We start from the raw sequence: 25,452 nt of genomic DNA, 5'->3' as shown, positions 1-25,452 counted from the left end.
TCCTCCCTTTGGTTTCTTTTACAAAATTAATCAGTTGCCGTCGCTTACCAGCGATAATGAGCAAATGCCTTATTGGCTTCGGCCATTTTGTGCATTTCTTCTTTTTTCTTAACCGATGCGCCGGTATTATTGGCAGCGTCCATCAGCTCAGCCGCTAAACGATCAACCATTGTCTTTTCACCGCGCTTGCGCGAATACAGGGTCAGCCAGCGCAGCGCCAAAGCCTGCCGTCTGTCCGGCCGAACTTCCATCGGCACCTGATAAGTAGCACCGCCAACACGGCGAGCCTTTACTTCCAAGACCGGCATAATGTTATTTAATGCGTCATGGAAGACGTCAACTGCTTCTTTCCCCATTTTTTCCGAAACCTTTTCAAAGGCTCCGTATACGATTTTCTGCGCCGTTCCTCTTTTTCCGTCCAGCATGATATTATTAATCAGCTTGGTTACGATTTTTTCACCATAAATCGGATCCGGCAAAACATCTCTTTTTGCAATATGTCCTTTACGTGGCACGTTACTTCCCTCCTTAATAATCATTGACTCAATTTTCCCATAGTCTTTTTTGACTCTATCCCGCTCAAAGAGCGGGTGCATGGACTCCACTTTCGGCAATTTGCTTCGCAATTTGCCTATCGTTCCCGCCCGCCGCCGAAAGGCGTAGCCTTTCTGGAAGCAACGAGCCTAAAAAAGACTGTTCTGACGAACATGGGAAATTGAGTTATTAACTCATCGGTACTCAGTTTTCCTCTGTTCGTGCAACGATAATATCTATTATCCCAGCACTAATTATGGAGTTCTTATTTCTGATTCCTGTCTGATTTGTTACTTTTGCCGGAAAATTAGTTGCCGGCTTGCGGTCTCTTGGCGCCGTACTTGGAACGGGCCTGTTTCCGTTTTGCTACCCCGGCGGTATCCAAAGTACCGCGAATGATGTGGTAACGGGTACCGGGCAGATCCTTGACACGACCGCCGCGGATTAAAACAACGCTGTGCTCCTGCAGATTATGACCTTCGCCCGGGATATAGCCGGTAACTTCCATTGCGTTGGTCAGACGAATTCTGGCAATCTTTCTGAGTGCCGAGTTCGGCTTTTTCGGAGTAGCGGTCTTAACGGCAGTGCAAACGCCTCTCTTTTGCGGAGCGGACTGTTTGGTCGCTTTTTTGGTCAAAGAGTTGTATCCTCTTTGCAGCGCCGGAGCCGTTGACTTTTTCTCGGCGGATTTTCTTCCGCTTCTGACTAACTGGTTAAATGTTGGCATTCCTTTCACCTCCAATATTGATTCATTAGTGCTGCTAAATTCTTATTTTTCGGCCACAAAAAAAGAAGCCTAAAAAACAGACGTAAAGTATTGTATCATACTTTACGTCAATTGGCAAGGGGGGATTTTTTAAAAATTCCCTACCACATCCTCTTTCCCTTTGGAACTTAAATACCGATACGGCCGCTCCTGCCGGTCAAACTTGCAGATTCCGGCATAGCGGCAATAGGTGCAGGGCGTTTCTTTCTTATAATAATACGGCCGAATCGCCGCGTCCCCCTGCCAAATACGGCCGGCCGCAGTTTCCGCCTGCCGGTGGGCAAAGGTTTGCAGCTGCTCCAATTCGTCCGCCGCTAAGACCATATTGCCCGCATAAGGGCTGCCGTCCTTTTTCAGCCGGACATTCATCACCACCGGCTGCCCCTCGGCCGCCCCACGGTCAAGTCGCGTCAGACTTTCCGCCGCAAAAACGCCCCGAAGCCGCATAGCTTTTAAAAAATCTTCCTCAGCCGGCCGGCCGGCAATTTCAGTTTGCACAAACAGCGGATCTTTTAAATGAAAATACGCCGCTCCCACCGGCACCGCCGCCAGCTCCTGCCGGGTTTGCAGATATTCCCGCCCCGCCTCCAAATAAAGCAAAAGCTGAAGCTGCAAACCATAATAAATTGCAGTATAGTCCAGATCATGCTCGCTGGTTTTATAGTCTAAGACCGAAAAATAAACAACATTGCCCTCCCGACTGATATCCATCCGGTCAATCACGCCCTCCAGGAAAAACTCTGCGCCGTCCTCGGTAAAAAAGCGAAGAGCCGCCCAGTCCTCCGGCCGGAAATGAATTTCTTCCTGATAAAAACTCAACTCACCTCGCTGCATTTGCTTCTGCACGGTCTTAACCGCCCGGTCAGCCAGCTCCGTCAGGCGCTCGGCCAAAAAGCCGTTCCGGGCGCTGCCGCCGAAAATATTGCGCCGGTCACTTTGCAGCGCTTCGGCCGCTGCCGCGCTTAAAATTTGATCATATTCCTCGGCGGTCAATTCAAAAACTTGTTTTTTCTGCTTACGGCTCAGCCGGAAAAAGGCTTCCAGCACCTTATGCAGGAAAATCCCCATATCAACCCGCTCCGCCTGATACGGCACAATTTCTCTGACTTTCACGCCATAGCTGAGAAAATGCCGGAACGGACAAGCGTTATAGCTTTCCAGCCGCGATATGCTCATCCGCCGCCGACCGGAATAAAGTCGAGCGGCCAGCGCCGGAGCAATCTGTTCCGCCGGCCGATAAACCGGCCGGGTTAAACGTCCAACCGCCTCTCCCAGTGAAGATGCTTTTAAACTCTGATAAACTGCTGAAAAATTGGGATTTCTCCCGCCGTCATGGCATTGCTTTATAAAACTGACCAGGGTCGGTTCCGGATAAGTCACCTGTTCATGAGCCTGCCACCATTGGCTTAAGTTCTTCACCGCATTATGGGCAAACATCCGGCTGATTTGATAGTATAAATCAGCCGGCCGCTCGCTTCGGCCGTTTCCAGCGGCAGCAGCATAACTCAGGTACAAATGCTCGGTCGCACTTAAAAGGCTCATAAAAATGGTCAGCTGCGCTTTAAAGATACTGGTGCGGCGGTCTTCCGCCAGTCCTGCACCCGCCCCGGTCTTTTTCAGCATCTGCCGCTCCCAGTCGGAGAAAAAGCCGTTATCCGGCTGAATGCTGGGTACGCTGCTTTCCGTCAGACCAACCGCAAAAACAATCTTGGTCTGCGGCAGACGGGTATGCTCTAAACTCCCGACTACAATCTGATCCGGCACCGGCGGAGCTGCCGCATACTCTAACTCGCTCATTCCGGCTAAGAGAAGTGCCGCAAAATCATCGGTTGAAAGCAAGGCTGAATCCATACTGCTCCCCGCTTTCGGTGATGGTCGCTCTACTTTTTCCGCTCCCAATGATGACCGCTCCGCTTTTTCCCTTGCCGGCGATAGCCGTTTGGCGCTGCCCGTTTCAGGTGATGACCACTCTCTGCCCTCCGCGCGCAATAATGGCCGCTCCTCACTTCCCGCTTCCATTTGCGCATCAGTACTTACATTTAGCGGCAGCGCCATAAAGCGCAATAGTTCCGCAAAATATTCCTGTAATTTTTCCCCGGCCTGCCGGTACTGCGAGGCCTTGACCCAATCGGCCCGCAGTGCCAGCGCTTCGGCCTGCATCTCCAGTGCAGTAAATACCCGGCGCTTTTCCAGATAATTTTGAAAAACAGCCAATTTTCCGGCAAAGTCTTTTTCCCGCTTCAGTCCCTGGGATAGCTCGGTTAAATCCGCCAAAATCTCACTTAATTCCGGCGACAGCCCCTCTAACCGGCCATAGGCGGCACTGCCCCGCAAGCCATGCTCGGCAGCATAAATATCCAGCCGGCTGATTTCCGCCTCCAAGGCTTCGCTTTGCTCCGGTTCCAAATTCGGCAGGTAACTATAAGTATTTTTCAAATGCTGCATCAATTCTTCATAACGAAAATCCGTCCGCACCGTTTGCAGCGCCGATTCAATAAAGGTCATAACCGGATGGCGGCGAATGGTTTCCTTTTTATCCAGAAAAAAACTCAGCCGGTATTCCCGGAAAATCCGTTCCGCTTTCTCGGCATAATCCTCCAAATTGCCGGCTAAAACGGCAATATCCCGAAACCGATATCCCCGTTCGTATACATAAAAAAGAATCTGCTCGGCCACATAGCGCAGTTCTTCTTCCATCGTGCCCGCTTCCGCCAAATGAATATGCCCGCATTCCTCGCCGGCAGGCAGCCCCGGGCTTTGAAACAGCTCCGCCTCTATCTTTAAAAACTCCGGCGCAATACCCGGCGCCGTTTCTGCAATCAGCGTAATCTTTTCCTCTGCCGGCGTCAAACGCAGCTTACTAACTGCATTTTTGACATCAAAATAAAGCTCCGCCGGATAGCGCAAATCATTTAAGTTTAAACTTGCCTTATCTTTCCATGCATAGGGAAAAGCAATATGCACCGCCTTGGCTCTTTCCTTTAAAATAGATAAAATCTCCAGCTGAATCGGCACAAAGCCGTAAAAGCCATCCACAAAAATCTCTGTCCCGGATAAAGGCAGGCGCCGCAGCAAACTGCAAACCTCCTCCAGGGCAGCTTCTACCGCAAAATATTCTTTTTTTAAAGCCGCCCGATAAGCCGCCAAAAATTCCGCCAGTTCCGCCGTCTTATCCCGCAGCAGTTCACCCGATATTTGGCCCGCTGTCTGCCGCAGCTTTTCCGGGGACATTTGATACTGATAGCACTCGGTCGCCTGTTTTGCCAAGTTTTGGATAAAAGCATGGCTCTTTCGCTTGGCGGCCAGCAGCGGAAAGCGGTCTTTGCCTTCTTCCAACAGGCGATAAATCAAAGCCGTCCGGCCGCTCCCCTTGAGGGCGAGCTTTCCGGCCGCCGGCAGCTCGTTTTGCAGGCGATAAACCAAACGGTTAAAACTAAGGACTTCTAAATTTAGAAGTCCTTTCTTATCATTTTGCGCCAAAAGCTGGCGCTGCATCTGCAAAGTATACTGTTCCGGCACAAAATACCAGACCGGCGCAAACGGATCGGCGGCCGCCGCTTTCAGCGCCTGCTTCTGCATATATTTACTTTTATCCGAATATGGCTTGCCTAAAATGAATTCAAGCATTTCCCTCCGTCCGCCTTTCTCGGTAAAACAATATCGGTTTATGATTCGCTCCGCTTTCTTCCACCGTTCAATTCCTTTTTCTTAGACAAGTTGTGCGCCCGCACAGGAAATACCACATTTGCCTAATTCCCCGCCGGTTCTTTGCCCGCTTATTATTTCGAGACTTTGTCGCTTTTAATAAACTTCAGGATCTTCTTGGCGGTTGCCGCCGTATCATCCGACACTTTGACCCGCTTGGTATGAACCGCCTTGACATTTAATTTTTTCACATCCAAATAATCCAGCGCGTCCTCATGCAGCGAAAAACAACAATCCAGCGCCCGCAGTTTCTCAATCAGCTCCTCGTCCTCGGTGTCCTCCGATACGATAATGCCAAAAGGCTTTCCCAAAATCAGGCATTCCATCACCGTCGCCCAGCCCGGCTTAATCAGCGCCAGAGAACTGGCCATCAGATAGTCCTGACTATGACTGATCTTATTGGGCAGATTGATGACATGTGCATCACCGGTAGCGGTCAATGCTCCGGCAGCAAAGACATGACCGGACTGAAAGTTGATAATCATATCTTTTTTGCGGGCAATCTGGCCAATCGAAAGATACATCGCCGGCCAATACATTTTTTTCAGGTCAACCGATGCCAAAAAATTAACCCGCCGCATCAAATGACCGCCGTCCGCAATCGGACAGGTCAGCCCATCCATTCGGTCAGCCATCGCCAGTTGATAAAACATATCCAATTCGTTATACAGCTTTAAATAATAACCGATAAATTCCTCTTTAATCCCTTTTTTGCGGTAACGGTGATACCAGGTATAATTGGACAGGCCGATTTTTTTCACATTCAGCGCTTTGGCCACTTCGATGCCGAGCAGGGAAAGGTCGGTAATCACGCAGTCCAGCGCAATGTCTTTCAGCGTTTCCAGTTCCTTTTCCAGGAGCTCAGGCAGCTTACGAATAAACTTTTCTACATTTTTTTCGGTGGTTTTGATATCGGTAGTTAAAGTATTTTCAAAATAAACCGTTTTGGCTTCTGTTTCGGTGATTTGATAAATCACCCGGTCTTCATAGGGAATTAAATATATTTTCGCGTATTCAATCTGCGTTCTGCCGCTGACCAGATAAACCTGATAATCACTTTCCTCCAAAATCCGCTCAATCAAAGCCAGCGATCTGGTAATATGGCCAAAACCCGTATCCGAAACATAATATCCTATTGTTTTCATAACTTCCTCCCATTACCGAATTCTTTATTTTTCACTCCGCCGCCGAAAATCCGGTTTCAGAACTTAACGCACCGCCCTGTTTTTCCGCGGGTTCCGGCACCGCTTGACCGGTTGATTCCTGTGCATGTGCATATAATCTGGCCGAACAGAAAGCGTAACTTTCAATCAAGGCCGCCCGCCGGACAGAAATGCAAAGCATTTCACTCCGAGCAGACCACACCCCGGCAGAAACGGATAGCGTTTTGACCGGGATAAGATTGCCCCTTTTTTATTTCAGCACAAAAACCGACGATTTTCAGAACGACCCGAAAATGCCGGTTTTGTTTCTTATTTTACTTCGATGTGCCTTAGAGCACCGCATCTAACTTTTCCACTAACTTCTGCTTCGGTACCGCACCCATAATGCTGTCAACTGCTTTGCCGCCGACAAAAACAATCATCGTCGGAATGCTCATAACCCGGTAAGCCCTTGCTGTTTCGCTGTTATCATCTACATTCAGTTTGCCAACCTTGGCTCTGCCCTCGTACTCGGTCGCCAGTTCACTGATCACCGGGCTCATCATCTTGCAGGGGCCGCACCAATCCGCGTAAAAATCGACCAATACCGGCACTTCTGATTTTAATACTTCCTGTTCAAAATTCGCATCTGTAAATTGTAATGCCATATCTTATTCCTCCATCTGTTCGCACCGCGTTGTTTCTGTTGCTGTATTGTCTTTTATTTCTTTGTTACTCAACTTTCCCTTGGCCGAAACGCCACGCACGCATCCTGCCCTGACGAAAGCGCTATGCACTTTTATCCGGGCACATGACCTGCCCGCTCGAATACTGCTCATTTCTGTCGGGACGGGGATCCGCCCGGTTGAAAGTTGAATTTATTATAAGGAATTTCAAAGCAATAGTCAAGACCCGCGCCGGATGGATTTTCGTTAATAAAATCTCTATGGTTTTCGCAAGCGGCTTACCTGAATTGTTATACTCTTCCCAGCAAAAAACAAAAAGCGCAGCTTTTATGCCACGCTCTTTGACCTTTCTTACAGCAAGTTTCTTGCTTGCCTGCTTTTTTTATTTCTCCAGCATATTACTCAGATTATCTAAAATCTGCGCCATTTCTGCGCGGGTGAGCACATCTTTCGGCGCAAACCGGCCGCCGTCCTTGCCCTTTAACAGCCCCAGCGCGGCCGCTTTCTTGACGGCTTCTTTCGCCCAGCCGCTGATATTTTCCTCATCGCCAAAGGCAGTTACCGGGCTTTCCGGCAATTTTTTATCCTTTAAGAAATTAGCAAAAATGACTGCTGCCTGCTCTCTGGTAATCTTAGCCTCCGGCCGGAAAGTGCCGTCCTCAAAACCTTTCATCAGACCAAGCGCCGCCCCCCATGCCACATGCTGTGCATAGTAAGCATTTGTGTTCACATCGCTAAACGGAATTTCCCGCAAGACTGCCGCCTGCTCACTCATCCGGCCCAGTACGGTGATAAACTCTGCCCGGCTCATTTGCCGATCCGGCGCAAAGCTGTTTTCGGCTACACCCTTAAAGATACCTTTTTCTATGGCTTTTACAATTGCTTTTTGCGCCCAGTGTCCGGCGATATCCTGAAAACGCCCGATAATTTCATTGGTCTTATCCGTCTTCTTGTCTTGCGGTTTCGGTTTATTATCTTCCGCCTTCTTCGGCTGCTGCGGTGCAGGTGCAGCCGGTCCGCCGGTGTTGCTGCTGCTATTGTTACTGCTATTGTTATTGTTATTACTATTGTTATTGCCATTGTTACTGCTATTGCCATTGTCATAGCCGTTAAGCGGGGGATTGCTGCTCGCCCCTAGCTTGACCACTGCATTAGCCATTTTAGTCGAATCATATTTTAAAGTCGCCTTAATCGCTACTTCTGTAGCCGTTTCTGCTGCTCCATAGGTAAAGACACCGTTTACGGTAATTGCCGACTGGGTGGCTTCTGCTGAATCTACGAATGCTTTCCATGTCAGGTCAGTTGGCTTTAAAGCCACTTCCGTAGAACCCTCAACCACATACGCTGTAAACTGTTTGCTTTCTCCTTTGGCCACCGTTGCATTTTGGGGCTTCAACTTCAGAGTATAAGGACCGCGATTAACATTAATAGGCATTTGAACAGACTTTCCGGTAGCCGCATGGCTTACTTTCACCGTCAGCTTATCTTTAAATTCATCCCTGCCGACAATTAATTTGCCGGTCCTCTCATCAAGACGGGTATTGGTCGAGGTTTTCTCCAGAGCCGGTGCCACTGTACCGCCCGCTACCAGTTCAAACTTAATCTCGCCTGGTGCGAAAACGATGTCTTCGTCAAAATTATCTTTGCCTTTGGCTTTAAACTGCATCTCTCCTCCCGGAGTTACCGATGAAAGCGAATGAATCTCCGTAATCTCTATGCTCTCAAGAATCTGCTCTTTCACTGTAACATAAGCTGCTTTCCCTTTAAATTCTGCTACTACGTTTACTTGATTACCCTCCTGATTCTGAGCATAAGTAAACAGCCCTTCCGGCGTAATAGTTGAAGAATCTGTCGAAGTCGCCATCCGCCAAACAAGATACGGCGCTTTGACTTCTACTTCCCTGCTGCCATCTGTATAAGATGCATACGCCGAAAACTGAGCACTCTCGCCTCTTTTCACTTTCGGATTTTCCGGTTTAATTGCCAAATTATAATCCGGCACAGTAACAGTAAAGGTCTTACTTTGTTGCAAAGCCGTATTTGTCTTATGAGCAACTGTAACCGTCAGCGAAGTGGACAGTTCGTCCGCCGCTACTGTGACATACCCCTCTCTGGGATCAATTTTGGTATTCGGCGAAGTATTGCCGGTCAGGGCAAAATTAAAATACGCCGGCGAAAGATTATCTGTCTCTGTTAGCGTTTTTTTGCCTTTTATTATCAAACCATAGACTTTACCCGGTTCCCAGTCTCCGGGGATCCGGCTTTCAATCTCCAAGCCGGAATACGTCGGCATATCGATAACACTTACCGTATATTCCCCCTCAACACCTGCCTGATGCCGAAAAACCGCTTTAATCGTAAGTGACGCTGCCGTTTCCGCCGAATCAACCGTCAGTAAACCATAAGCCCCATCCGGTTCAATTTTGGTACCGGGCTGCACTGCCCCCTCCAAAGACCATGTATATTCACTGGCCGGTATGGTATTCGGCTTATCTTCTTTATCGTAAACAGCAATTGAAATAAGCCCTTGTCCGCCTTTGTACACTCTGCTGCTGCCCGCCGCTATCATCTGGATATTTGTCATTTCTTTCCATTTTCCCTTAACGAGAAAGGTTTCCCCGTCGGCCGGAATATAGGCAGCCATCCGCTCATAAGCAATTACTTCACCACCTGAGGTATAGAAGTTTTCCGCCTCATAGCCCGTGTTAAAAACCGGTTCTCCGGGATTATCATTGATAATCTCCTCTAAATTTTTTCCCTTATCTGCCTCAAGCACAAGCTCCTGTTTCAGCTCACTGCCGACTTGGAAGCCCTTAACATGCTCATCGCCTTGAATGCGAATCGTAATCCTTTCCGCTGCTGCCGCCGGTATTGGAAAAGCAGTAAGCAGCAGACACATTGTCAATAATAGTGCTGTTAATTTTCGTTTCATTGTTATCTCCTTTTTGATGATTGGCTTAACTGAAATAGTAAAAATGCAGTTTATTAAGCCGTTTTTGATTTCCCGTTTGCCCGCCGCCGAAAGAAAAAGGGGTTGCGCCTTGCCGCTGAAGTTAATTTCCTTTCCGCACTATCTTTCGCTGATTTATCCGCAAAAAAACAAAGGTTACGGAAAATTGAGATCATAACCTCTGTTTTGCCGGATCTCCCGGACAAATTCAATGCCAGTACCATATCATATTTTCGGAGAAAAACCAACCGATTTTTCTGATTTTTTACATGTTTTATATGCATTAAATGCTTTATATATATTTATTTATCAAATTAGAACACCATCGGCACGCTTTTAATCCTATTCTAATTTTTTTAATCTTCCCCATGCCCGCCAAAAAGTTTTTTAGGCAAGTCGCCCATTGGGGCAAGCTGCCCGCCTGATTGAAGCGCACGGCGCTTCGAGCGGAAAAGTTGCCGCCGAACTAAAACACACAGCACTTCAACCGGGGTAGGATGCCGTTTGGGCAGAAACACGCAATATTTCGGCCGGAAAAGCTGCTCACCCGAACTGAAACGCGATGCTTCGGGCGGGACAGGATACCCGCACTCATAATTCGCTTTCAGCAAATTATGAGTGTCCTGCCTGAACGGCAAATGCTTATTACAAGCAATAGCCGGTTTTTTTATCAATCACGTTTTTCAGCGGCTGACCGGTTAAATAGCGCTCCAAATTATCCAGCATAATCTGACCGATTTTTTCTCTGGCCATCGGCGAGCTGAAGCCGCCGGCGTTATGCGGTGTTAAAAGAATATTTTCCAGTTCCCACAAAGGGCTGTCCTCCGGCAGCGGCTCCTGTTCAAATACGTCCAGCGCCGCACCGGCAATTTTTCCCTGCTGCAAAGCCGCAATCAGGGCGTCCTGGTCAATCAGACCGCCCCGGGCAATATTCACCAGCAGTGCCGACGGCTTCATTAGCGCAATTCGCCTCTGGCTGATAATATGCCGCACTTCGGCGTACATTGGAATCGTCAGCACAAACACATCCGCCCGGGGAATGACCCGGTCAAGCTCCGCTTCATAATAAAGCTCGTCCACATAATCCGGCCGCTCACTTGGCCGCCTTTTAACGGCAATGACATATGCTCCCATTGCCTTCATCCGCTTGGCCGTTTCCCGGCCGATATCACCCAGTCCCAGGAGCAGGACAGTGCTGCCCTTTAAGTTCGTGACCGGAATCTTAGCCCAGCTTTTTTGGCTTTGCCGCCGGATATAGGTATGAAAGTGATTTTTTAAAAGCAGAACCGCTCCCAGCACATACTCAGCAATCGATTCACCGAAAGCGCCGGTGACATTGGTCAGCACGACCTTTTCCGGTAAAATCCCCGGTTTTAAATAGCTGTCGGTTCCGGCCATTTGCAGCTGCAGCCATTCCAGATTCCGAGCCGCCGCCAAATCCCGGGGCGGAAAATTGCCCAGCACCGCGTCCGCCTGTTCTATCTCCTCCGGCGAAAACCCGGTACTGCCCTTATAAATCAAGTGATGACCGGCAGCAATTTCCGCTGCCTTGTTTTTTTCTTCCTTGGTAAACTCCGTTGTGATTAAAATTGTTTTCATTCTCTTTTGACCTCCTGAATCAATTCCGGCAAACGGTTAAACTTAACAATCGTTTTTCCCATCTCTCCCCTGCGGCAGATGTTTTTAATACCTCAAATCAGCTATGTTTTTCTAAAATCCAAATATTTTTACCAGTATATCATACTTTTCTTGATTTACAACTTCGGATTTACCCGAGGCTGGGAATAACTGCCCCGAATAACTGCCCCCAGGTAAAATTCGCCAAAGTGTAAAGGTAAAATTCCTGACAAAGCTCTTGACTTTTTTATGAATCCTATGTATAATATCTTCCGTGTTTAGCAAAGCTGTATTTTAAGTTTAATATATGACGATACAGGAAATCTGCGAAGGCATCAGCCGAAACCATCCTGTGTCACGGATCCTGACCCTTAAATTCAGCAACCGGAAAGGCGGTATTTCTTATGCAGATTGGAGAAAGTATTAAGCAGCTGCGGCTGAAAAATAATTTAACGCAGGAAGAACTGGCCGACCGCTGCGAATTATCCAAGGGCTTTATCTCGCAGCTGGAACGGGATTTGACTTCGCCCTCACTGGATAGCTTAAACGATATCTTAGAAAGCCTCGGCACCAATTTGGCCGAGTTTTTCAGCGAAAAAAAAGAAGAAAAAGTTCTTTTTTGCAAAGAGGACTTTTTCTTAAAAACCGATAAGGAGCTGGGCTATCAGGTCAGTTGGATTGTTCCCAACGCCCAGAAAAATCAAATGGAGCCGATTTTGCTGTCCCTGGAAGCCGGCGGACAGTTCTTGGAGTTTGCGCCGACCGACGGCGAAATCTTCGGTTATGTTTTATCCGGCAGCATTCAGCTGAATCTGAATAAACAGGTTTACCGGATTAAAAAGGGCAACAGCTTTTATTACCCGGCCAACGGCTATCACAGCCTCCATAATCGCTCTGCCAAACCGGCCACTTTACTTTTGATATCAACCCCGCCCTGCTTTTAAAGCGGCGTTTCACCAAAAAACGGTGTTATTACCTATTTATAGGGTTACATGGGACATCCCAATCATCCGGCGCCGCCCGGTAAGCGGCACCCTGCGGAGGTTTCGCCGCAGCCGTCAATGAACCGGCGCGCGGAAAACAGGCGGTATCAGGCCGAAACCTACAGTCGGAATTCGATCTGATTTTACTATAATAAGGAGAAAAAAATGAGCAAACGATTGATCGAGGGAATTAATCTGGTAAAAGAATATGACGGTGCCAGAGTTGTCGATAATATTGATTTTTGGGTAAAAACCAAAGAGTTTTTAACCATTTTGGGCCCCAGCGGCTGCGGCAAGACCACGACTTTACGGATGATCGGAGGATTTGAAACGCCGACCTCCGGCGATATCTTATTAAACGGCAAAAGCATCGTTGACCTGCCGCCCTATTCCCGTCCGATCAATACCGTTTTTCAAAAATATGCCCTGTTTCCGCATATGTCGATTTACGATAATATTGCTTTCGGCCTGCACATCAAAAAAATGGCTAAGTCCGAAATCGACAAAAGAGTCAGCAAAATGCTGCATCTTGTCAATTTGGACGGCTTTGAAAAGCGCCGGGTCAATTCACTCAGCGGCGGACAGCAGCAGCGGATTGCCATTGCCCGGGCGCTGGTCAACGAGCCGCAAATCCTGCTCCTGGACGAGCCGCTGGGAGCGCTTGATTTAAAACTGCGCAAAGAAATGCAGCTGGAACTGAAATATATGCAGCAGGATCTAGGGATTACTTTTATTTATGTGACGCATGACCAGGAGGAAGCCCTGACCATGTCGGACAAAATCATTATTATGAATAAGGGCAAGATTCAGCAGGTCGGCTCGCCGATTGACATTTACAACGAACCGGAAAATGCCTTTGTGGCTGATTTTATCGGCGAAAGCAATATCCTGCCCGGTATTTTTAAAGAGGACCGGGTGGTTGAGTTTGCCGATACCATTTTCCCCTGCATTGATACCGGCTTTGATCAGGACGAAGCCATCGACGTGGTTGTCCGGCCGGAAGATATTGAAATTACCACCGGGCCGAACGCCCAGCTGCACGGCGTGGTCGATTCCATCGTCTTTAAAGGCGTTCACTATGAAATGATTGTCCTGGAAAACGGCCGGGAATGGCTGATTCAAAGCACAATCCCGCACGCCGAAGGACAGGAAGTCGGGCTGTTTATCGCCCCTGATTTAATTCATATTATGAAAAAGGAGGCTTAGAGGCATTGAAAAAATACAGCGCGTTTCCCTATGTAATTTGGACGGCTCTTTTTATTTTACTGCCGCTTGTCCTGATCCTTTATTACAGCTTAACCGTTAAAAACGGAGTAACCGGCGAATTGGTCTTTTCTTTGGCTAATTATGTCAATTTGTTTCATCCTCTTTATCTGAAAGTTTTTGCCAATTCGATTTATCTGGCGGGACTGGCGACTTTAATCTGCCTGATTTTGGGCTACCCGATGGCAATGATTATTTCCAAAATGAAACATTCGCAGACGGTGCTGCTCCTTTTTATTCTGCCAATGTGGATGAACTTTTTGCTGCGCACCTATTCTTGGATGGCGATTCTCGGCCGGAACGGTTTTATCAATCGGCTTCTTTCGCTGTTGGGCGTTCAGCTGGAACTCCTTTATAACAATAACGCCGTGCTGCTCGGCATGGTTTATAATTTCCTGCCCTTTATGGTTCTGCCGATTTACACGGTCTTGGTCAAAATGGATAAAAGCCTGATTGAAGCGGCATATGATCTGGGCTGCCCGCCGTGGCTCACCTTTTATAAGGTTATTTTTCCGTTATCGCTCCCCGGCGTGATTTCCGGCGTGACGATGGTATTTATGCCGGCCGTCAGCACCTTTGTCATCTCCGACCTCTTAGGAGGCGGACAAAGTGTTTTAATCGGCAACCTGGTACAAGAGCAGTTTATGAAGGTCAACAACTGGAGCTTCGGTTCAGCCATTTCCGTCATCCTGATGCTGTTTATTTTAATGTTTATGCGGCTGCTGCATAAAATTGACAGTAAATACGAAGGAGCAGTCAAATGAAAAAAAGCTTAGCAAAGATTTATACTTTTTTTATATTCTTCTTTTTGTATGCGCCGATTTTAGTATTGATTATTTTTTCTTTTAATAACTCCAAATCAACTGCTGCCTGGAGCGGTTTTTCCCTGCGCTGGTATTCGGAGTTGTTTAAGGATAAGAGCATTATGAAAGCCCTGTACTACACGGTGCTGTGTGCTGTTTTGTCCTCGGCCGTCGCCACCGTCTTCGGTACGATTACCGCTTACGGAATCCATCATCTGCGCCGGCGCCCGAAAAAGATTTTACTGGCAGTTAACAACATTCCTTTGCTTAACCCCGATATCGTAACCGGTATTTCGTTGATGGCCTTGTTTTCCGCACTGGCGGTACTGCGCTTTAAACTGGGCTTTACCACAATGCTGATTGCGCATATTGCCTTTAATGTGCCCTATGTCATTTTATCAGTGCTGCCAAAGCTGGCGCAAATGCCGGACGATACGGTTAATGCCGCTATGGATTTGGGAGCAACGCCTTTTTACGCTTTCCGCAAAGTGGTTTTGCCGGAAATTCAGCCCGGTATTATCACCGGTGCGATTATGGCTTTTACCATGTCAATTGATGACTTTGTCATCAGCTATTTCACGGCCGGAGTGGGCGTCACCAATTTGTCCATTAAGATTTACACCATGGCCAGACGGGGAATTAAGCCCAGCATCAACGCTCTGTCGACTTTGATGTTTATTGCGGTTTTGGTTTTGCTTTTGCTGGTCAATAAATATTCCGATGATAAGGAACAACTGATGAGCTGACCGCGGGCATTGAACTTTGGATTTAACTGTCTTGCAGCCTTGTTCAGAAAGGCTCCCTACCGGCTATAGCCAGAGGGGTAATGGTCTCGTTTAAAGGAGGTATTCATTGAAAAAAATTATTGTTGTTTCTTTCCTGATTTTGGTACTGGCCGGCTGCGGCCACAGCGGCGGTAAGACCGTTCATGTTTTTAATTGGGGTGATTACATCAATGAGGAGCTGCTGGATGATTTTGAAAAAGAAACCGGCATCAAGGTCGTTTATGATACCTTTGCCACCAATGAAGATATGTGGGTCCGCTTTACTCAGGGCGGCAACGATTACGACGTGCTTTTCCCCTCCGATTATATCATTGAAAAAATGATTCGGGAGGGACGGATTGAAAAGTTGGATTTGAGTAAGCTGCCGAACTTAAAAAATATTGATCCGGCCTTTGCCGATCTGGACTTTGATCCGGGTTATAGCTATTCGGTTCCCTATTTTTGGGGATCGGTCGGTATTCTTTATAATAAAAACATGGTCGATGACCCGGTTGACAGCTGGTCAATCCTGTGGAATGAAAAATACTCCCAGAAAATCCTGATGCTGGACTCGCAAAGGGATGGCCTGATGGTGGCCTTAAAACTCCTGGGCTACTCCATGAACACCAAAAATCTGGATGAGCTGACCGCCGCCAAAGAGCTGCTGCTGGCGCAAAAACCGCTGGTTCTGGCCTATGTCGGCGATAATGTCAAAGATATGATGCTGCAAAAAGAAGCCGCTTTGGCGGTTTGCTGGTCAGGCGAAGCCTATGCCGTCATCCAGGAATCGGATGATTTTGCTTATGCCGTTCCGAAGGAAGGCACGAACTATTGGTTTGACAATATCGTTATTGCCAAAGACGCACCGCATAAGGAAGAAGCTTATCAATTCATTGATTTTCTGCTGCGCGGTGAAGTCGGCAAGAAAAATACCGATTATATATTTTACGGCACGCCGAACACGGCTACCTTTGAGTTGTTAGACGATGACAGTAAGGCTATTCTCGGCCGTTTTCCTTTTGACGAGCTGCAAAAAAGTTCGGAAATTTTTAAAGACCCACAAGACTTTATTCATCAATACAATCAGATTTGGACCGAATTTAAGGCTGCACAGTAACCGGATTACTGCGGCCATGCATGGGCAAACATCCGGCGCTCCGTGCTGACACAGACCTTAAAGCGATCACGACATATCAAAGGAGGCTTTATGTCGTATTTTAAGAAACTCAGTGTTTTTCTTATCGCAGCGATCCTGCTGCTTCACACCGGCTGCACCGAATCAGAGCAAAAAACCATTACCGTTTTTAATTGGGGCGATTATCTTAATGAGGAGCTGCTGGACAATTTTGAAGCCGAAACCGGAATTCGGGTAATTTACGATACTTTTGCCAGCAACGAAGATATGTGGGCCAAGTTTTCCACCAGCGCCAATTCCTATGATGTGGTCATTCCCAGTGATTATATGATTGAGCGCATGATTAAAAATGATTTAATCATGCCGCTGGACCATGAAAAGCTCCCGAATCTGGCCAATCTTTATCCGGAGTTTTCAAGCCTGAGCTATGACCCCGGCAATCGCTACTCGGCGCCGTATTTTTGGAGTTCAACCGGTATTATTTACAATACCCAAAAAGTAAAAGAACCGGTTGACAGCTGGAATATCCTTTGGAATAAAGCTTATCAGGATAAGATCATCATGCTGAATGTGCAGCGGACTTCGCTGATGGTGGCTTTGAAAATCCTGGGCTATTCGATGAATACTACCAATCCCGATGAGCTCTCCGCCGCCGGCCGGCTTCTGGTCGAACAGCGGCCGCTGGTAGTGGCTTACGCCGAGGATAATGTTAAGGACATGATGCTCCAGGGCGAAGGCGATCTGGCGCTGATTTGGTCGGGTGAGGCTTATGTCGTGATGAACGAATCACCGGACTTTAAGTATGCCATCCCCAAGGAAGGAACCAATCTGGTGTTTGATGCCATGGTTATTCCCAAAACTTCCGAGCATAAAGACGAAGCCTATCAATTTATCAATTATCTGCTGCGGGCAGACGTAGCCGTTAAAAATATGGAAACAATTTTTTATAACACTCCGAATCAAGCGGCGTATCAACTGCTGCCGCCGGAAAAGCAAAAGCTGCTCGGCGCTCTGCCCTTTGCCTCAATGGAACGGGGCGAATCGGAAATCTTTGTCGATCTGGGCGATGCGCTTGGTCTTTATAATCAGGTCTGGACGGAGTTCAAGGCTTCCGGGCAATAGGGATTTTTGTTTGGAACAGGGCATTGGGAACCCGCCGCCAATAATAAAAAAATCTGCAGTTTTGGCTGCAGATTTTTTTATTCCATTCTTTAATTCAAGCCCTCAATTTCCGGCAAACCACCAATGTCTATGAGGTCTCCCTTTAACAGCATATACAAAAAGTCATCCGCCTTATCCTTAGTCGCCGTCTTTTCGCCGTCATCAAACTGTGCAATCGCCATCTGGCAGGCCTGAATAGAGATATCCTCAGCCAAGGCTTTTATTTCGTCCGCCTGCAAAAGGTTTTCATTCCCATGTCCGCCGGCCCCGACTTGGTTTAAAGCCTCTTTGACCTTATTCTCCACCTGCCCGCCCGCAAGCAAGTCTTGCTCTTGCTTAACCTTGCTCCGTCCGGCATAGCTCTTTAAGCCCATTCCCAGGTTTAGTGATAAGAAAGCAACGATCAATAACACCAAAATCTTCTTTCCCATATGCAAACCGCCTTTCTCGGCCTATTCCGTTTTACCGACCGGCAAAACAGCCGAATCTTCAGAATCTGCTATCTTTTCCCGTTGTGAATATTTTTCTGTTTCCTTCTCTTTTTAGAATATCATTTTTCTTCTCTTTTGTCAATTTACTTCCGTCTATTCCCGGGAATACCTTGCTCGCCTGTCGGCCTTGCTTTCTATTCGGCGCAAACCGTCAGTGCCAGCGCCCCGATCGGATCCCACGGTTCCAGTTCAATCACCGGCTGCTTTAAAGCTTCCAGCCATTTCGCTTCGATATATTTTTTATCGGTCATAATCTGATAAACGAATTGGTCAAACCACTCATCGCTCATCGAAAATTGGCCGTCCTTGCCGCGATCCTTTCCCCAGGAGTTTTCTACCCGCCAGTTGACCGGCCGGCCGTTATCATCCAAATCCACACCGGTTAAAACCATGGCATGCGATAGGCAGCTTTCGCCATAATCCAAGCGCTTTTCTTTGCTCCACGGAAGCTCCGTACCAATCAGCTTTTCAAACAAATACAGATCATGATCCATAATGCCGCTTTCTTTGTCCACATTTTTACCCATATCGCAGCCGAACCATACCGGCTCGCCGGCCTGAATTGAGGCAATGGCTGCCTGCTTTAAGGCCGCAATCGGGATATTGACATAGCAAATCGGCCGCACGCCCTTAATGGAGCCCAAATATTTGACGGTATAGGCCCGGCCGTAAGGCTTATCTGCCGTCGGCGCATTAATCAGGCTAACTTTCTCGTCCAGATTCCAACCGACCATTTTCTTAAAAAACTCCTGCGGGGTCATCTGCGGCAATCGGCAAAAGTTCTTATTCTTATCCTCATATTCATAGCTGATCTGCTTCGGCGGCTGACCAAAGGCCTTGACCAAAAGATTGTAAATCGTGGCCAGCTGCTTTTCCTTTAAGGCAGTCAGAGCCGCTTCATCCTTGCCGGCTGCCGCCTGCTCACGAATCTCCGCCGCGAAGTAGCGTAAATAGCTGTTCAGCACTTTATTCAGGGGTGCGCTGGTTGTCGAGTGAAAGGTATCCGGCATTGCTTCTTTCGGCACGATGCCGTACTTATCAATAATCCCCGCCGCCATATCCCATTGGCCGCCGTCCTGGGTCGGAGTTGCCAGGAGATGCGCCACCAGCCGCGAAGTCAAAGCTTCGTTCCGGGTTTCAATCATGCTTTCCAAAAAATAGTTGGACCGCTCTAATTTATCCCAGAAGAATAAATAGGTCTGCGAAAACTCTAAACTGTCGATATCATATTTTTTCATCGCTTCGACCCGGGCGGTGTTTAATGCCGCAAACAGCCAGCAGCGGCCGCTTTGTTTTTGATTGGTAATCGCCCCCTGCCCGGTCTTGTCAGAAAAGTGAAAAGTATGCCGCCGACGGCTGTCCTGATTAAAAGCCGCTTCCTCTAATCCCACTCTCGCAACAGCCGGCGCCGCCACTTCATTAACCGCCGCCGCTGCATATTCCTGTTCCAGTTTTTCTAATAATTCTTTTGTAATTGCCATTTCTTCCTTCTTTCTGGTGCAATATACCCAACTCTCCCCTGATCGAAGTGCTGCGCACTTCCGCCCGGGTGGGCGATCTGCCTAAAAAAGACTGTTCTGTCAACACGGGAAAGTTGAGTAATATATTTAACTGTTCCCGGCCGGATTTCCCCTATTTGAGGAAAGTCCCGCCCTCTCCTTTTTTGCCTGCTTTAACCTTAAAAATATTTGCCGAAATCTGTCTGCTTACCGGTGCCGGTCATCGGCTGAAAACCGGCGCCAAAACAAATCACCGGAACAAAATTATCCGCGCACCGCCGCAAAAAGCCTTTCTTTTTCCCCTTGGGCTTTCCCCGCCACAGATTGCAGTTCCCGACTGCCCGGCGCTATTTTTCGTCCAGTTTTAAGACGCTCATAAACGCCTGCTGCGGAATCTCAACGCTGCCGACCTGACGCATCCGCTTCTTGCCTTCCTTCTGCTTTTCCAGAAGCTTGCGCTTACGGCTGATATCACCGCCGTAGCACTTGGCCAGCACGTCTTTGCGCAGAGCTTTCACCGTTTCCCGGGCAATCACCTTGTTGCCGATGGCCGCCTGAATCGGGATTTCAAACAAATGCCGGGGAATCTCATCTTTGAGCTTCTCGGCAATCTTGCGCCCACGCTCATAGGCTTTTTCACTGTGGACGATGAAGCTAAGCGCATCGACCACCTCGCGGTTGATCATGATATCCAGTTTCACCAAATCTGACGGCTGATAACCGGACAATTCATAATCCAGCGACGCATAGCCGCGGGTACGGGATTTGAGCGCGTCAAAGAAATCATAAATAATTTCATTTAAGGGCAGCTCATAGGTCAGCATCGCCCGGTTTTCTTCAATGTACTCCATATGCTGATACACACCCCGCCGCTCCTGACACAGCTCCATAATACTGCCGACATATTCCTTAGGCGATAAAATCTCAGCCTTGACAATCGGCTCTTCCATCCGGGCAATGGTGGAAGGATCGGGCAGTTCGGTTGGGTTGGACAAATAAATCATGTCGCCGTTGGTCTTATAAATATGATAAATAACCGACGGCGCCGTTGTCACCAAGTCCAGATTAAACTCCCGCTCCAGCCGCTCCTGAATAATCTCCAAATGCAGCAGCCCCAAAAAGCCGCAGCGAAAACCAAAGCCGAGAGCGACCGATGTTTCCGGCTCAAAAATAAGGGAAGCATCATTTAACTGCAGCTTATCCAAAGCGTCCCGCAAATCGGGATATTTGGCTCCATCCGCCGGATAAATACCGCAGTAAACCATGGGCAGCACTTCCTTATAGCCGGGCAAAGCCTCCCGGCAGGGATTCTGGGCGCTGGTAAATGTATCGCCGACCTTGGTGTCCTTCAGGTTTTTAATGCTGGCTGTGATATAGCCGACACTGCCGGCTGTTAATTCCTCTGCGCCGATAAACTGCCCCGGTGCAAAAAAGCCGACCTCGACCACTTCAAACTCCTTGCCGGTTGCCAGAAAGCGAATCATATCGCCGCGCCGGACGCTGCCGTTAAACACCCGGCAAAAGACGATAACCCCTCGATAACTATCGTACAGGGAATCAAAAATCAAGGCCTGCAGCGGCTCATTCACACTGCCGCTCGGCGCCGGTATTTTGGCCACAATCTGCTCCAGCACCCCCTCAATATTCAGCCCCTCCTTGGCGCTGATCCGCGGCGCATCCGCCGCTTCAATGCCAATCACGTCCTCAACCTCCTGAATCACCTTGTCCGGATCGGCGCTGGGCAGGTCAATCTTGTTGATGACCGGCACAATCTCCAAATTATGCTCCAAAGCCAAATACACATTTGACAGGGTCTGCGCCTCAATCCCCTGTGCCGCGTCAACTACCAGCACTGCGCCCTCGCAGGCAGCCAGCGAGCGGGAAACCTCATAGTTAAAATCGACATGCCCGGGCGTGTCTATCAGATTTAAAATATATTCCTGCCCGTCCTTGGCTTTATAGACCAGGCGCACGGCCTGCGATTTGATGGTAATGCCCCGCTCCCGTTCTAAATCCATGGTATCCAAAATTTGGTCTTTCATTTCCCGGTCGGTCAACAATCCGGTTTTTTGAATAATCCGATCAGCCAAGGTCGATTTGCCGTGGTCAATATGGGCAATAATCGAAAAGTTTCTGATGTTTTCCTGCTTCATAAATAATTTTAATTCCTTTCCCTTGCAATGTCTTAACCTTTATTATAATCGGAAAGAACGCATTTTTCAAGTATGAACTGTAACATTTATTTCCCGGTAAGACGTCCTAATGTTTTGGGGAATTTTTGCTATTTTTCTTTTCCAGTATTATTTCCATCAAATATTCAGCCGATATATAAGATGTATTTTATAACTTAATTTTGCCCATTGAAACTGCTTTTTCAGACTTTTCAGACAGGCGCAGCTTCGACCGGAGAAGCGCTGAGTGATTGCTCACGGCCTTGCCGCATTAGGAGAATGCAAATGAATACTGCCAATGCTAAATCATATAAAACCGCCTCAATCGGCAAAAAAATCCTCATTCCTATTTTATTTATGGCCTTTTTTCAAATCGTTCTTTTTTGGCTGTTTATTTTTCAGCTGGGATTATTTGACAGTGTTGTCCGGCAAGCCAAAAAAAGCTTTTTTAATAATGCTTTCAATAATGCTGCTGTGGTAGACTCGGAAATGTGGTTCCATTTTTCCGATCTGGCAACACTCTCCAAGCCAATCAAAGCTTTGGGGAAAGAATACGCCAAAAGTATTGAACAGCATTCGTCCTTTACCGTCAGTCCTGATATTTTAACCGACATGGTTTTAAAAAGCCCCCACTTACATGCTGACGGCATTTATTTGGAGCTTTCCCGGCCGGATAGCCCGGAAGTTTTTCATTTTCGCTCTAATCCGCAAAAGCTGGCCCGACTGGTCAGACAGGAAAGCGTTGATTTCGCCGGTGATATTTTACCGCTCTTTCCGCAGTATGCGCAGGCAGCAGGTGATAATCCGGCTTTGCGCCGATTTTTGAACTACTTGAAAGAAAGAAATCAAACGCCTGTTTCTTTAACTATGTATGAACGAGGTATCTGGAGTCCGATTCTCAGTTTGGATAACGATAATCCCGCGCTTCTGTTTGTCATCCCCTTAAATTATCAAAATACCGTATACGGCTTTTTAGCTTCGGAAGTTTTTTTGTCTTCTTTCGATAAACTGATCGGCAATACTTCTTTTCCGGAGAACTTTCCGCATCAGGTCATGCTGGTTCACTATAATCATCTGACTGCCAAATACGATATTATTGCCGAAAAAGCCTTTAATATGGAGGCGCTGGAGTCCGATTTAGCGGCCGATATACTATTCCGGTCACGCGATATCCTTAACTATTCCTCAACCGACTTACTGTCGGAGCCGACCATTCACGGTCAAAAATATTTTTGTTCGGCTCATCTGCTGACCTATGCTTCCTCGGAATACATCCCCTTTTCCGAATCTTCTTTTTATTATGTGACGATTTCACCCCGAAACGTAGTCATGCAGGAAGCCGATCTGCTGATCCGCACCTTTATCTTTTTAATTATATTATTTGTTTTATTCAGCATTATCGTTGCTTTGTTTATTACCAAACAGGTTGTTTTCCCGATCTCGGCATTGACCGCGGCCATCGGTCAAAAGGAGTTTCCGCAAAACTTCCTCAGCCTGCCCAAAACCGAAATCAGTGAAATTGATATTTTAACGAACACCATTATCTCGCAAAATCAAAATATTTTGGACTTTCACCAAACCATCACCGAAATCTTGATGGCCAGCGACATCAATCTGGTCACCTTTTATACCGACACGGCTCATAACATCACCCGCGGCTTCGGTACCTTTCAGGCTCTGCTGGGCGAAGACTTTGCCAACGAATCGGCCATTACCTTTACCAGCGATGCGTTTGAAAACTTAAAGAAAAAGATTTACCAAAACTTTACCTTACATTCCTCTTACTGCGATCGGTTTAAGGACGGTTCGATCCAAACCGATATTTATCTGGATCAGCGCACCCAAAAATATATCTGCGTTAAGACCCGTGAGCTGGAGCATGGCCGGACCATCGTAATGCTGGATTATACCAAATATGTACTGGAACAGGAACAGATAAAAAAAGAGCGGGATTATGATGTGTTGACTTCGCTGCTTAACCGTTTTTCCTTTACCAAAAAGGCAACCGATTATTTATTCCGTCACCCGGATGAGCTTATCTGCATGGTGATGTGGGATCTGGATTTTTTAAAGACTTTAAACGATACCTACGGCCATGACGCCGGCGATCTTTACCTGTGTCAGGCCGGCCGGATTTTAAAAGAATTGGATCCGGAAAAGAGCCTGACCGCCCGCGTTTCCGGCGATGAATTTTATGCTTTCTTGTTTGGCTATGACAGCCAGGAGGCTATGACCGCCATCGTCCGGCAAACGCACCAAAAACTGAACGAATCCTATATCACCCTGCCAAACGGTGAGCATTACGGCATGAGCGCTTCCTGCGGTTATGTCTGTTCGATCGGCGGCAACTATGAGGATTTAAAAAAATGCGCCGATTTGGCGATGTATGTTTCCAAAAAATCCGTCAAAGGCAGCATCCATGAATTTGAAGCTGAGGATGTTCCACTTGTCTAAACCGTATTTTGCAGGTAAAAAGCCCGGCCGCAGGCGCTTTGCTAAAGTGCTTCTCTGACCGGGCTTTCCTTATTGTTCCAATAAATATTCTAGCGCTAACTTAGCAACATTGCGCTCCGGCCGGATCTCCCGGCGAATCCGCACCCGCCAGTCAAAGTTCAGCAGTGGCGGAATCGGGACCCTGGCCGCCACCGTATCCCTTAAAAAGGGGACGCCGTCCGGATAATGTTCAAAAATATCGCCGCACAGCACAATGACACCGGGATTAAACAAAACGATCACCTGCGCCATCGCCGCCGCCAGCTTTTCCAGTGCTGTGTGCAAAACCGCCCGGGCGATTTCTTCCCCTTGATCGGCCCGGTCGCAAATCTGAACCAGATTAACGCCGGTTTGACCGCTTTGGCTTTGATACTCGGCTTCAATCGCCGATTTGGCTAAATACGGCTGCAAATGTCCCTTTTGGCCGCAGCTGCACAGCCGGCCGTTTTCTTCGACCAGCAAATGAGCGAACTGAGCCGCCATATTGTTCCGGCCGCGAATTACCTGCCGTCCGCTGATCATCCCGCCGCTGATGCCTTCATCGGCAAAGACATACACTAATTCATCGGTATGCGGAAACTCCTGAGAATAGGCAGATTTTAAATCGACATCAATATTGTTTTCCAAAAACACTGCGCTGTCAAACAGCGACTTGACCGACTCGACAATCGGAATAATCTCCTGCGTCTGCTCCGAATAAATGACAGTGCCCCGCTGCCGGTTGACAATGCCTCTGACCGCCAGCCCGACACTGACAATTTTTTCCTTGGAAATACCGCTTTTTTCCAAAGCCCGATTCATCATTTGATGCAGTACCCGCAGCAAATCCACCGCATATTCGACTCCCCCGATGCTGTCCTTGGCCTCGTAAACCACTTCCTCTAACAAATTATGAATACAAAGACTGATACTGCGCCGACTGATATGAATACCCATGCTGTAACAGCTGTTTTTTCTGATGTTTAGCAGCACCGGCCGCCGGCCGACAAAGGTAATTTCTTTTTTTTCCTCATACACCAATCCTGCCCGCACCAGCTCCTCTACTGCTCTGGTCACCGATGCCGCCGATAAATGCAGGCTTTTCCCCAATTCAATCCGGGAAATACCGCCGCTGCTCAGAATCAGCTTAAAAATTTTCAGGCGGTTTTTGGATTTAATCTGAGATTTCCCTTTTTGATGAACTGTTAATATTTCCATATTTGTCCCCCTTTAATCAGCCTTCCCCTTTTTCTTCTTATTCAGCGCTTCCTTGCTTATTTTCAGGCTTTATGAAGTCCGCCTTGTTTTTA

General features: G+C 47.7%; 19 protein-coding genes. 7 read left to right on the top strand and 12 right to left on the bottom strand.

Translation table 11 applies throughout. The features are described from left to right. Positions 1-44: 44 nt before the first annotated feature. The 8 genes from C3V36_05965 to C3V36_05930 all read right to left on the bottom strand — a co-directional run bounded on the left by C3V36_05965 (position 45) and on the right by C3V36_05930 (position 11,382). On the bottom strand, positions 45-539 hold the full coding sequence (locus C3V36_05965) for a 30S ribosomal protein S7 (protein ID AVM70456.1): 495 nt from the start codon (positions 537-539) through the stop codon (positions 45-47). A gap of 302 nt (positions 540-841) precedes the next feature. Next, the gene (locus tag C3V36_05960; protein AVM68821.1) at positions 842-1,261 is read right to left on the bottom strand and encodes a 30S ribosomal protein S12; all 420 of its coding nucleotides are present in this window, start codon (positions 1,259-1,261) and stop codon (positions 842-844) included. A 129-nt stretch (positions 1,262-1,390) separates the two neighbouring features. Then, positions 1,391-4,927, bottom strand: a complete 3,537-nt coding sequence (locus C3V36_05955; protein ID AVM68820.1) for a hypothetical protein — start codon at positions 4,925-4,927, stop codon at positions 1,391-1,393. A 152-nt stretch (positions 4,928-5,079) separates the two neighbouring features. Beyond that, on the bottom strand, positions 5,080-6,150 hold the full coding sequence (locus C3V36_05950; protein ID AVM68819.1) for a hypothetical protein: 1,071 nt from the start codon (positions 6,148-6,150) through the stop codon (positions 5,080-5,082). Between the two features lie 347 nt (positions 6,151-6,497). Further along, positions 6,498-6,815 (bottom strand): thioredoxin, encoded by a 318-nt coding sequence (gene trxA / locus C3V36_05945; protein ID AVM68818.1) that lies wholly within the window; start codon positions 6,813-6,815, stop codon positions 6,498-6,500. Positions 6,816-7,215: 400 nt separating this feature from the next. Further along, positions 7,216-9,765: a hypothetical protein gene (locus C3V36_05940; protein AVM68817.1), complete on the bottom strand. Its 2,550-nt coding sequence runs from the start codon at positions 9,763-9,765 to the stop codon at positions 7,216-7,218. A 374-nt stretch (positions 9,766-10,139) separates the two neighbouring features. Continuing rightward, complete coding sequence (locus C3V36_05935; GenBank protein ID AVM68816.1) at positions 10,140-10,457, bottom strand: hypothetical protein; 318 nt, start codon at positions 10,455-10,457, stop codon at positions 10,140-10,142. Continuing rightward, positions 10,429-11,382 carry a D-2-hydroxyacid dehydrogenase gene (locus C3V36_05930; GenBank protein AVM68815.1) on the bottom strand — a complete coding sequence of 318 codons (954 nt, stop codon included), beginning with the start codon at positions 11,380-11,382 and terminating at the stop codon, positions 10,429-10,431. The genes C3V36_05935 and C3V36_05930 overlap by 29 nt, the downstream gene beginning before the upstream one ends. A gap of 422 nt (positions 11,383-11,804) precedes the next feature. Between C3V36_05930 and C3V36_05925 the strand changes: the two genes are divergently transcribed. The 6 genes from C3V36_05925 to C3V36_05900 all read left to right on the top strand — a co-directional run bounded on the left by C3V36_05925 (position 11,805) and on the right by C3V36_05900 (position 17,470). Then, positions 11,805-12,344: a Cro/Cl family transcriptional regulator gene (locus C3V36_05925; protein AVM68814.1), complete on the top strand. Its 540-nt coding sequence runs from the start codon at positions 11,805-11,807 to the stop codon at positions 12,342-12,344. Positions 12,345-12,548: 204 nt separating this feature from the next. After that, the gene (locus tag C3V36_05920; protein ID AVM68813.1) at positions 12,549-13,589 is read left to right on the top strand and encodes a spermidine/putrescine ABC transporter ATP-binding protein; all 1,041 of its coding nucleotides are present in this window, start codon (positions 12,549-12,551) and stop codon (positions 13,587-13,589) included. 5 nt (positions 13,590-13,594) lie between these two features. Then, complete coding sequence (locus tag C3V36_05915) at positions 13,595-14,410, top strand: ABC transporter permease (GenBank protein ID AVM68812.1); 816 nt, start codon at positions 13,595-13,597, stop codon at positions 14,408-14,410. Next, positions 14,407-15,195, top strand: coding sequence for a spermidine/putrescine ABC transporter permease (locus C3V36_05910; GenBank protein AVM68811.1), 789 nt, complete (start codon positions 14,407-14,409; stop codon positions 15,193-15,195). Before C3V36_05915 ends, C3V36_05910 begins: the two co-directional genes overlap by 4 nt. A gap of 106 nt (positions 15,196-15,301) precedes the next feature. Next, complete coding sequence (locus C3V36_05905) at positions 15,302-16,330, top strand: spermidine/putrescine ABC transporter substrate-binding protein (protein AVM68810.1); 1,029 nt, start codon at positions 15,302-15,304, stop codon at positions 16,328-16,330. 90 nt (positions 16,331-16,420) lie between these two features. Next, positions 16,421-17,470, top strand: a complete 1,050-nt coding sequence (locus C3V36_05900; GenBank protein AVM68809.1) for a spermidine/putrescine ABC transporter substrate-binding protein — start codon at positions 16,421-16,423, stop codon at positions 17,468-17,470. Positions 17,471-17,559: 89 nt separating this feature from the next. On the opposite strand, the gene C3V36_05895 is transcribed toward C3V36_05900, so the two are convergent. The 3 genes from C3V36_05895 to C3V36_05885 all read right to left on the bottom strand — a co-directional run bounded on the left by C3V36_05895 (position 17,560) and on the right by C3V36_05885 (position 21,652). Beyond that, a complete protein-coding gene (locus C3V36_05895) occupies positions 17,560-17,940 on the bottom strand; it encodes a hypothetical protein (GenBank protein ID AVM68808.1) in 381 nt (126 codons plus the stop codon). Positions 17,941-18,134: 194 nt separating this feature from the next. Continuing rightward, positions 18,135-19,481 carry an aminopeptidase gene (locus tag C3V36_05890; GenBank protein AVM68807.1) on the bottom strand — a complete coding sequence of 449 codons (1,347 nt, stop codon included), beginning with the start codon at positions 19,479-19,481 and terminating at the stop codon, positions 18,135-18,137. A gap of 365 nt (positions 19,482-19,846) precedes the next feature. After that, positions 19,847-21,652 carry an elongation factor 4 gene (locus C3V36_05885; protein AVM68806.1) on the bottom strand — a complete coding sequence of 602 codons (1,806 nt, stop codon included), beginning with the start codon at positions 21,650-21,652 and terminating at the stop codon, positions 19,847-19,849. A gap of 297 nt (positions 21,653-21,949) precedes the next feature. Here C3V36_05885 and C3V36_05880 point away from each other — a divergent pair, with 297 nt between their 5' ends. Further along, entirely contained in the window at positions 21,950-24,124 is a 2,175-nt protein-coding gene (locus C3V36_05880; protein ID AVM68805.1) for a hypothetical protein, read from the top strand. Between the two features lie 69 nt (positions 24,125-24,193). Here C3V36_05880 and C3V36_05875 read toward each other — a convergent pair whose 3' ends face one another. Continuing rightward, on the bottom strand, positions 24,194-25,360 hold the full coding sequence (locus tag C3V36_05875) for an ROK family transcriptional regulator (protein AVM68804.1): 1,167 nt from the start codon (positions 25,358-25,360) through the stop codon (positions 24,194-24,196). Positions 25,361-25,452 lie beyond the last annotated feature (92 nt).

The sequence above is a fragment of the Lachnospiraceae bacterium oral taxon 500 genome (assembly GCA_002999035.1).
GTDB lineage: Bacteria > Bacillota > Clostridia > Lachnospirales > Vallitaleaceae > W11650.
The sequence above is the reverse complement of the archived record's forward strand: the minus strand, read 5'-3'. Positions and strand labels throughout refer to the sequence as shown.

Excerpts from the sequence above, each read along its gene's own strand:
- C3V36_05965 (AVM70456.1), bottom strand. The coding sequence starts at position 539 with ATGATTATTAAGGAGGGAAGTAACGTGCCACGTAAAGGACATATTGCA.
- C3V36_05960 (AVM68821.1), bottom strand. The coding sequence starts at position 1,261 with ATGCCAACATTTAACCAGTTAGTCAGAAGCGGAAGAAAATCCGCCGAG.
- C3V36_05955 (AVM68820.1), bottom strand. The coding sequence starts at position 4,927 with ATGCTTGAATTCATTTTAGGCAAGCCATATTCGGATAAAAGTAAATAT.
- C3V36_05950 (AVM68819.1), bottom strand. The coding sequence starts at position 6,150 with ATGAAAACAATAGGATATTATGTTTCGGATACGGGTTTTGGCCATATT.
- trxA (AVM68818.1), bottom strand. The coding sequence starts at position 6,815 with ATGGCATTACAATTTACAGATGCGAATTTTGAACAGGAAGTATTAAAA.
- C3V36_05940 (AVM68817.1), bottom strand. The coding sequence starts at position 9,765 with ATGAAACGAAAATTAACAGCACTATTATTGACAATGTGTCTGCTGCTT.
- C3V36_05930 (AVM68815.1), bottom strand. The coding sequence starts at position 11,382 with ATGAAAACAATTTTAATCACAACGGAGTTTACCAAGGAAGAAAAAAAC.
- C3V36_05925 (AVM68814.1), top strand. The coding sequence starts at position 11,805 with ATGCAGATTGGAGAAAGTATTAAGCAGCTGCGGCTGAAAAATAATTTA.
- C3V36_05920 (AVM68813.1), top strand. The coding sequence starts at position 12,549 with ATGAGCAAACGATTGATCGAGGGAATTAATCTGGTAAAAGAATATGAC.
- C3V36_05910 (AVM68811.1), top strand. The coding sequence starts at position 14,407 with ATGAAAAAAAGCTTAGCAAAGATTTATACTTTTTTTATATTCTTCTTT.
- C3V36_05900 (AVM68809.1), top strand. The coding sequence starts at position 16,421 with ATGTCGTATTTTAAGAAACTCAGTGTTTTTCTTATCGCAGCGATCCTG.
- C3V36_05895 (AVM68808.1), bottom strand. The coding sequence starts at position 17,940 with ATGGGAAAGAAGATTTTGGTGTTATTGATCGTTGCTTTCTTATCACTA.
- C3V36_05890 (AVM68807.1), bottom strand. The coding sequence starts at position 19,481 with ATGGCAATTACAAAAGAATTATTAGAAAAACTGGAACAGGAATATGCA.
- C3V36_05885 (AVM68806.1), bottom strand. The coding sequence starts at position 21,652 with ATGAAGCAGGAAAACATCAGAAACTTTTCGATTATTGCCCATATTGAC.
- C3V36_05880 (AVM68805.1), top strand. The coding sequence starts at position 21,950 with ATGCAAATGAATACTGCCAATGCTAAATCATATAAAACCGCCTCAATC.
- C3V36_05875 (AVM68804.1), bottom strand. The coding sequence starts at position 25,360 with ATGGAAATATTAACAGTTCATCAAAAAGGGAAATCTCAGATTAAATCC.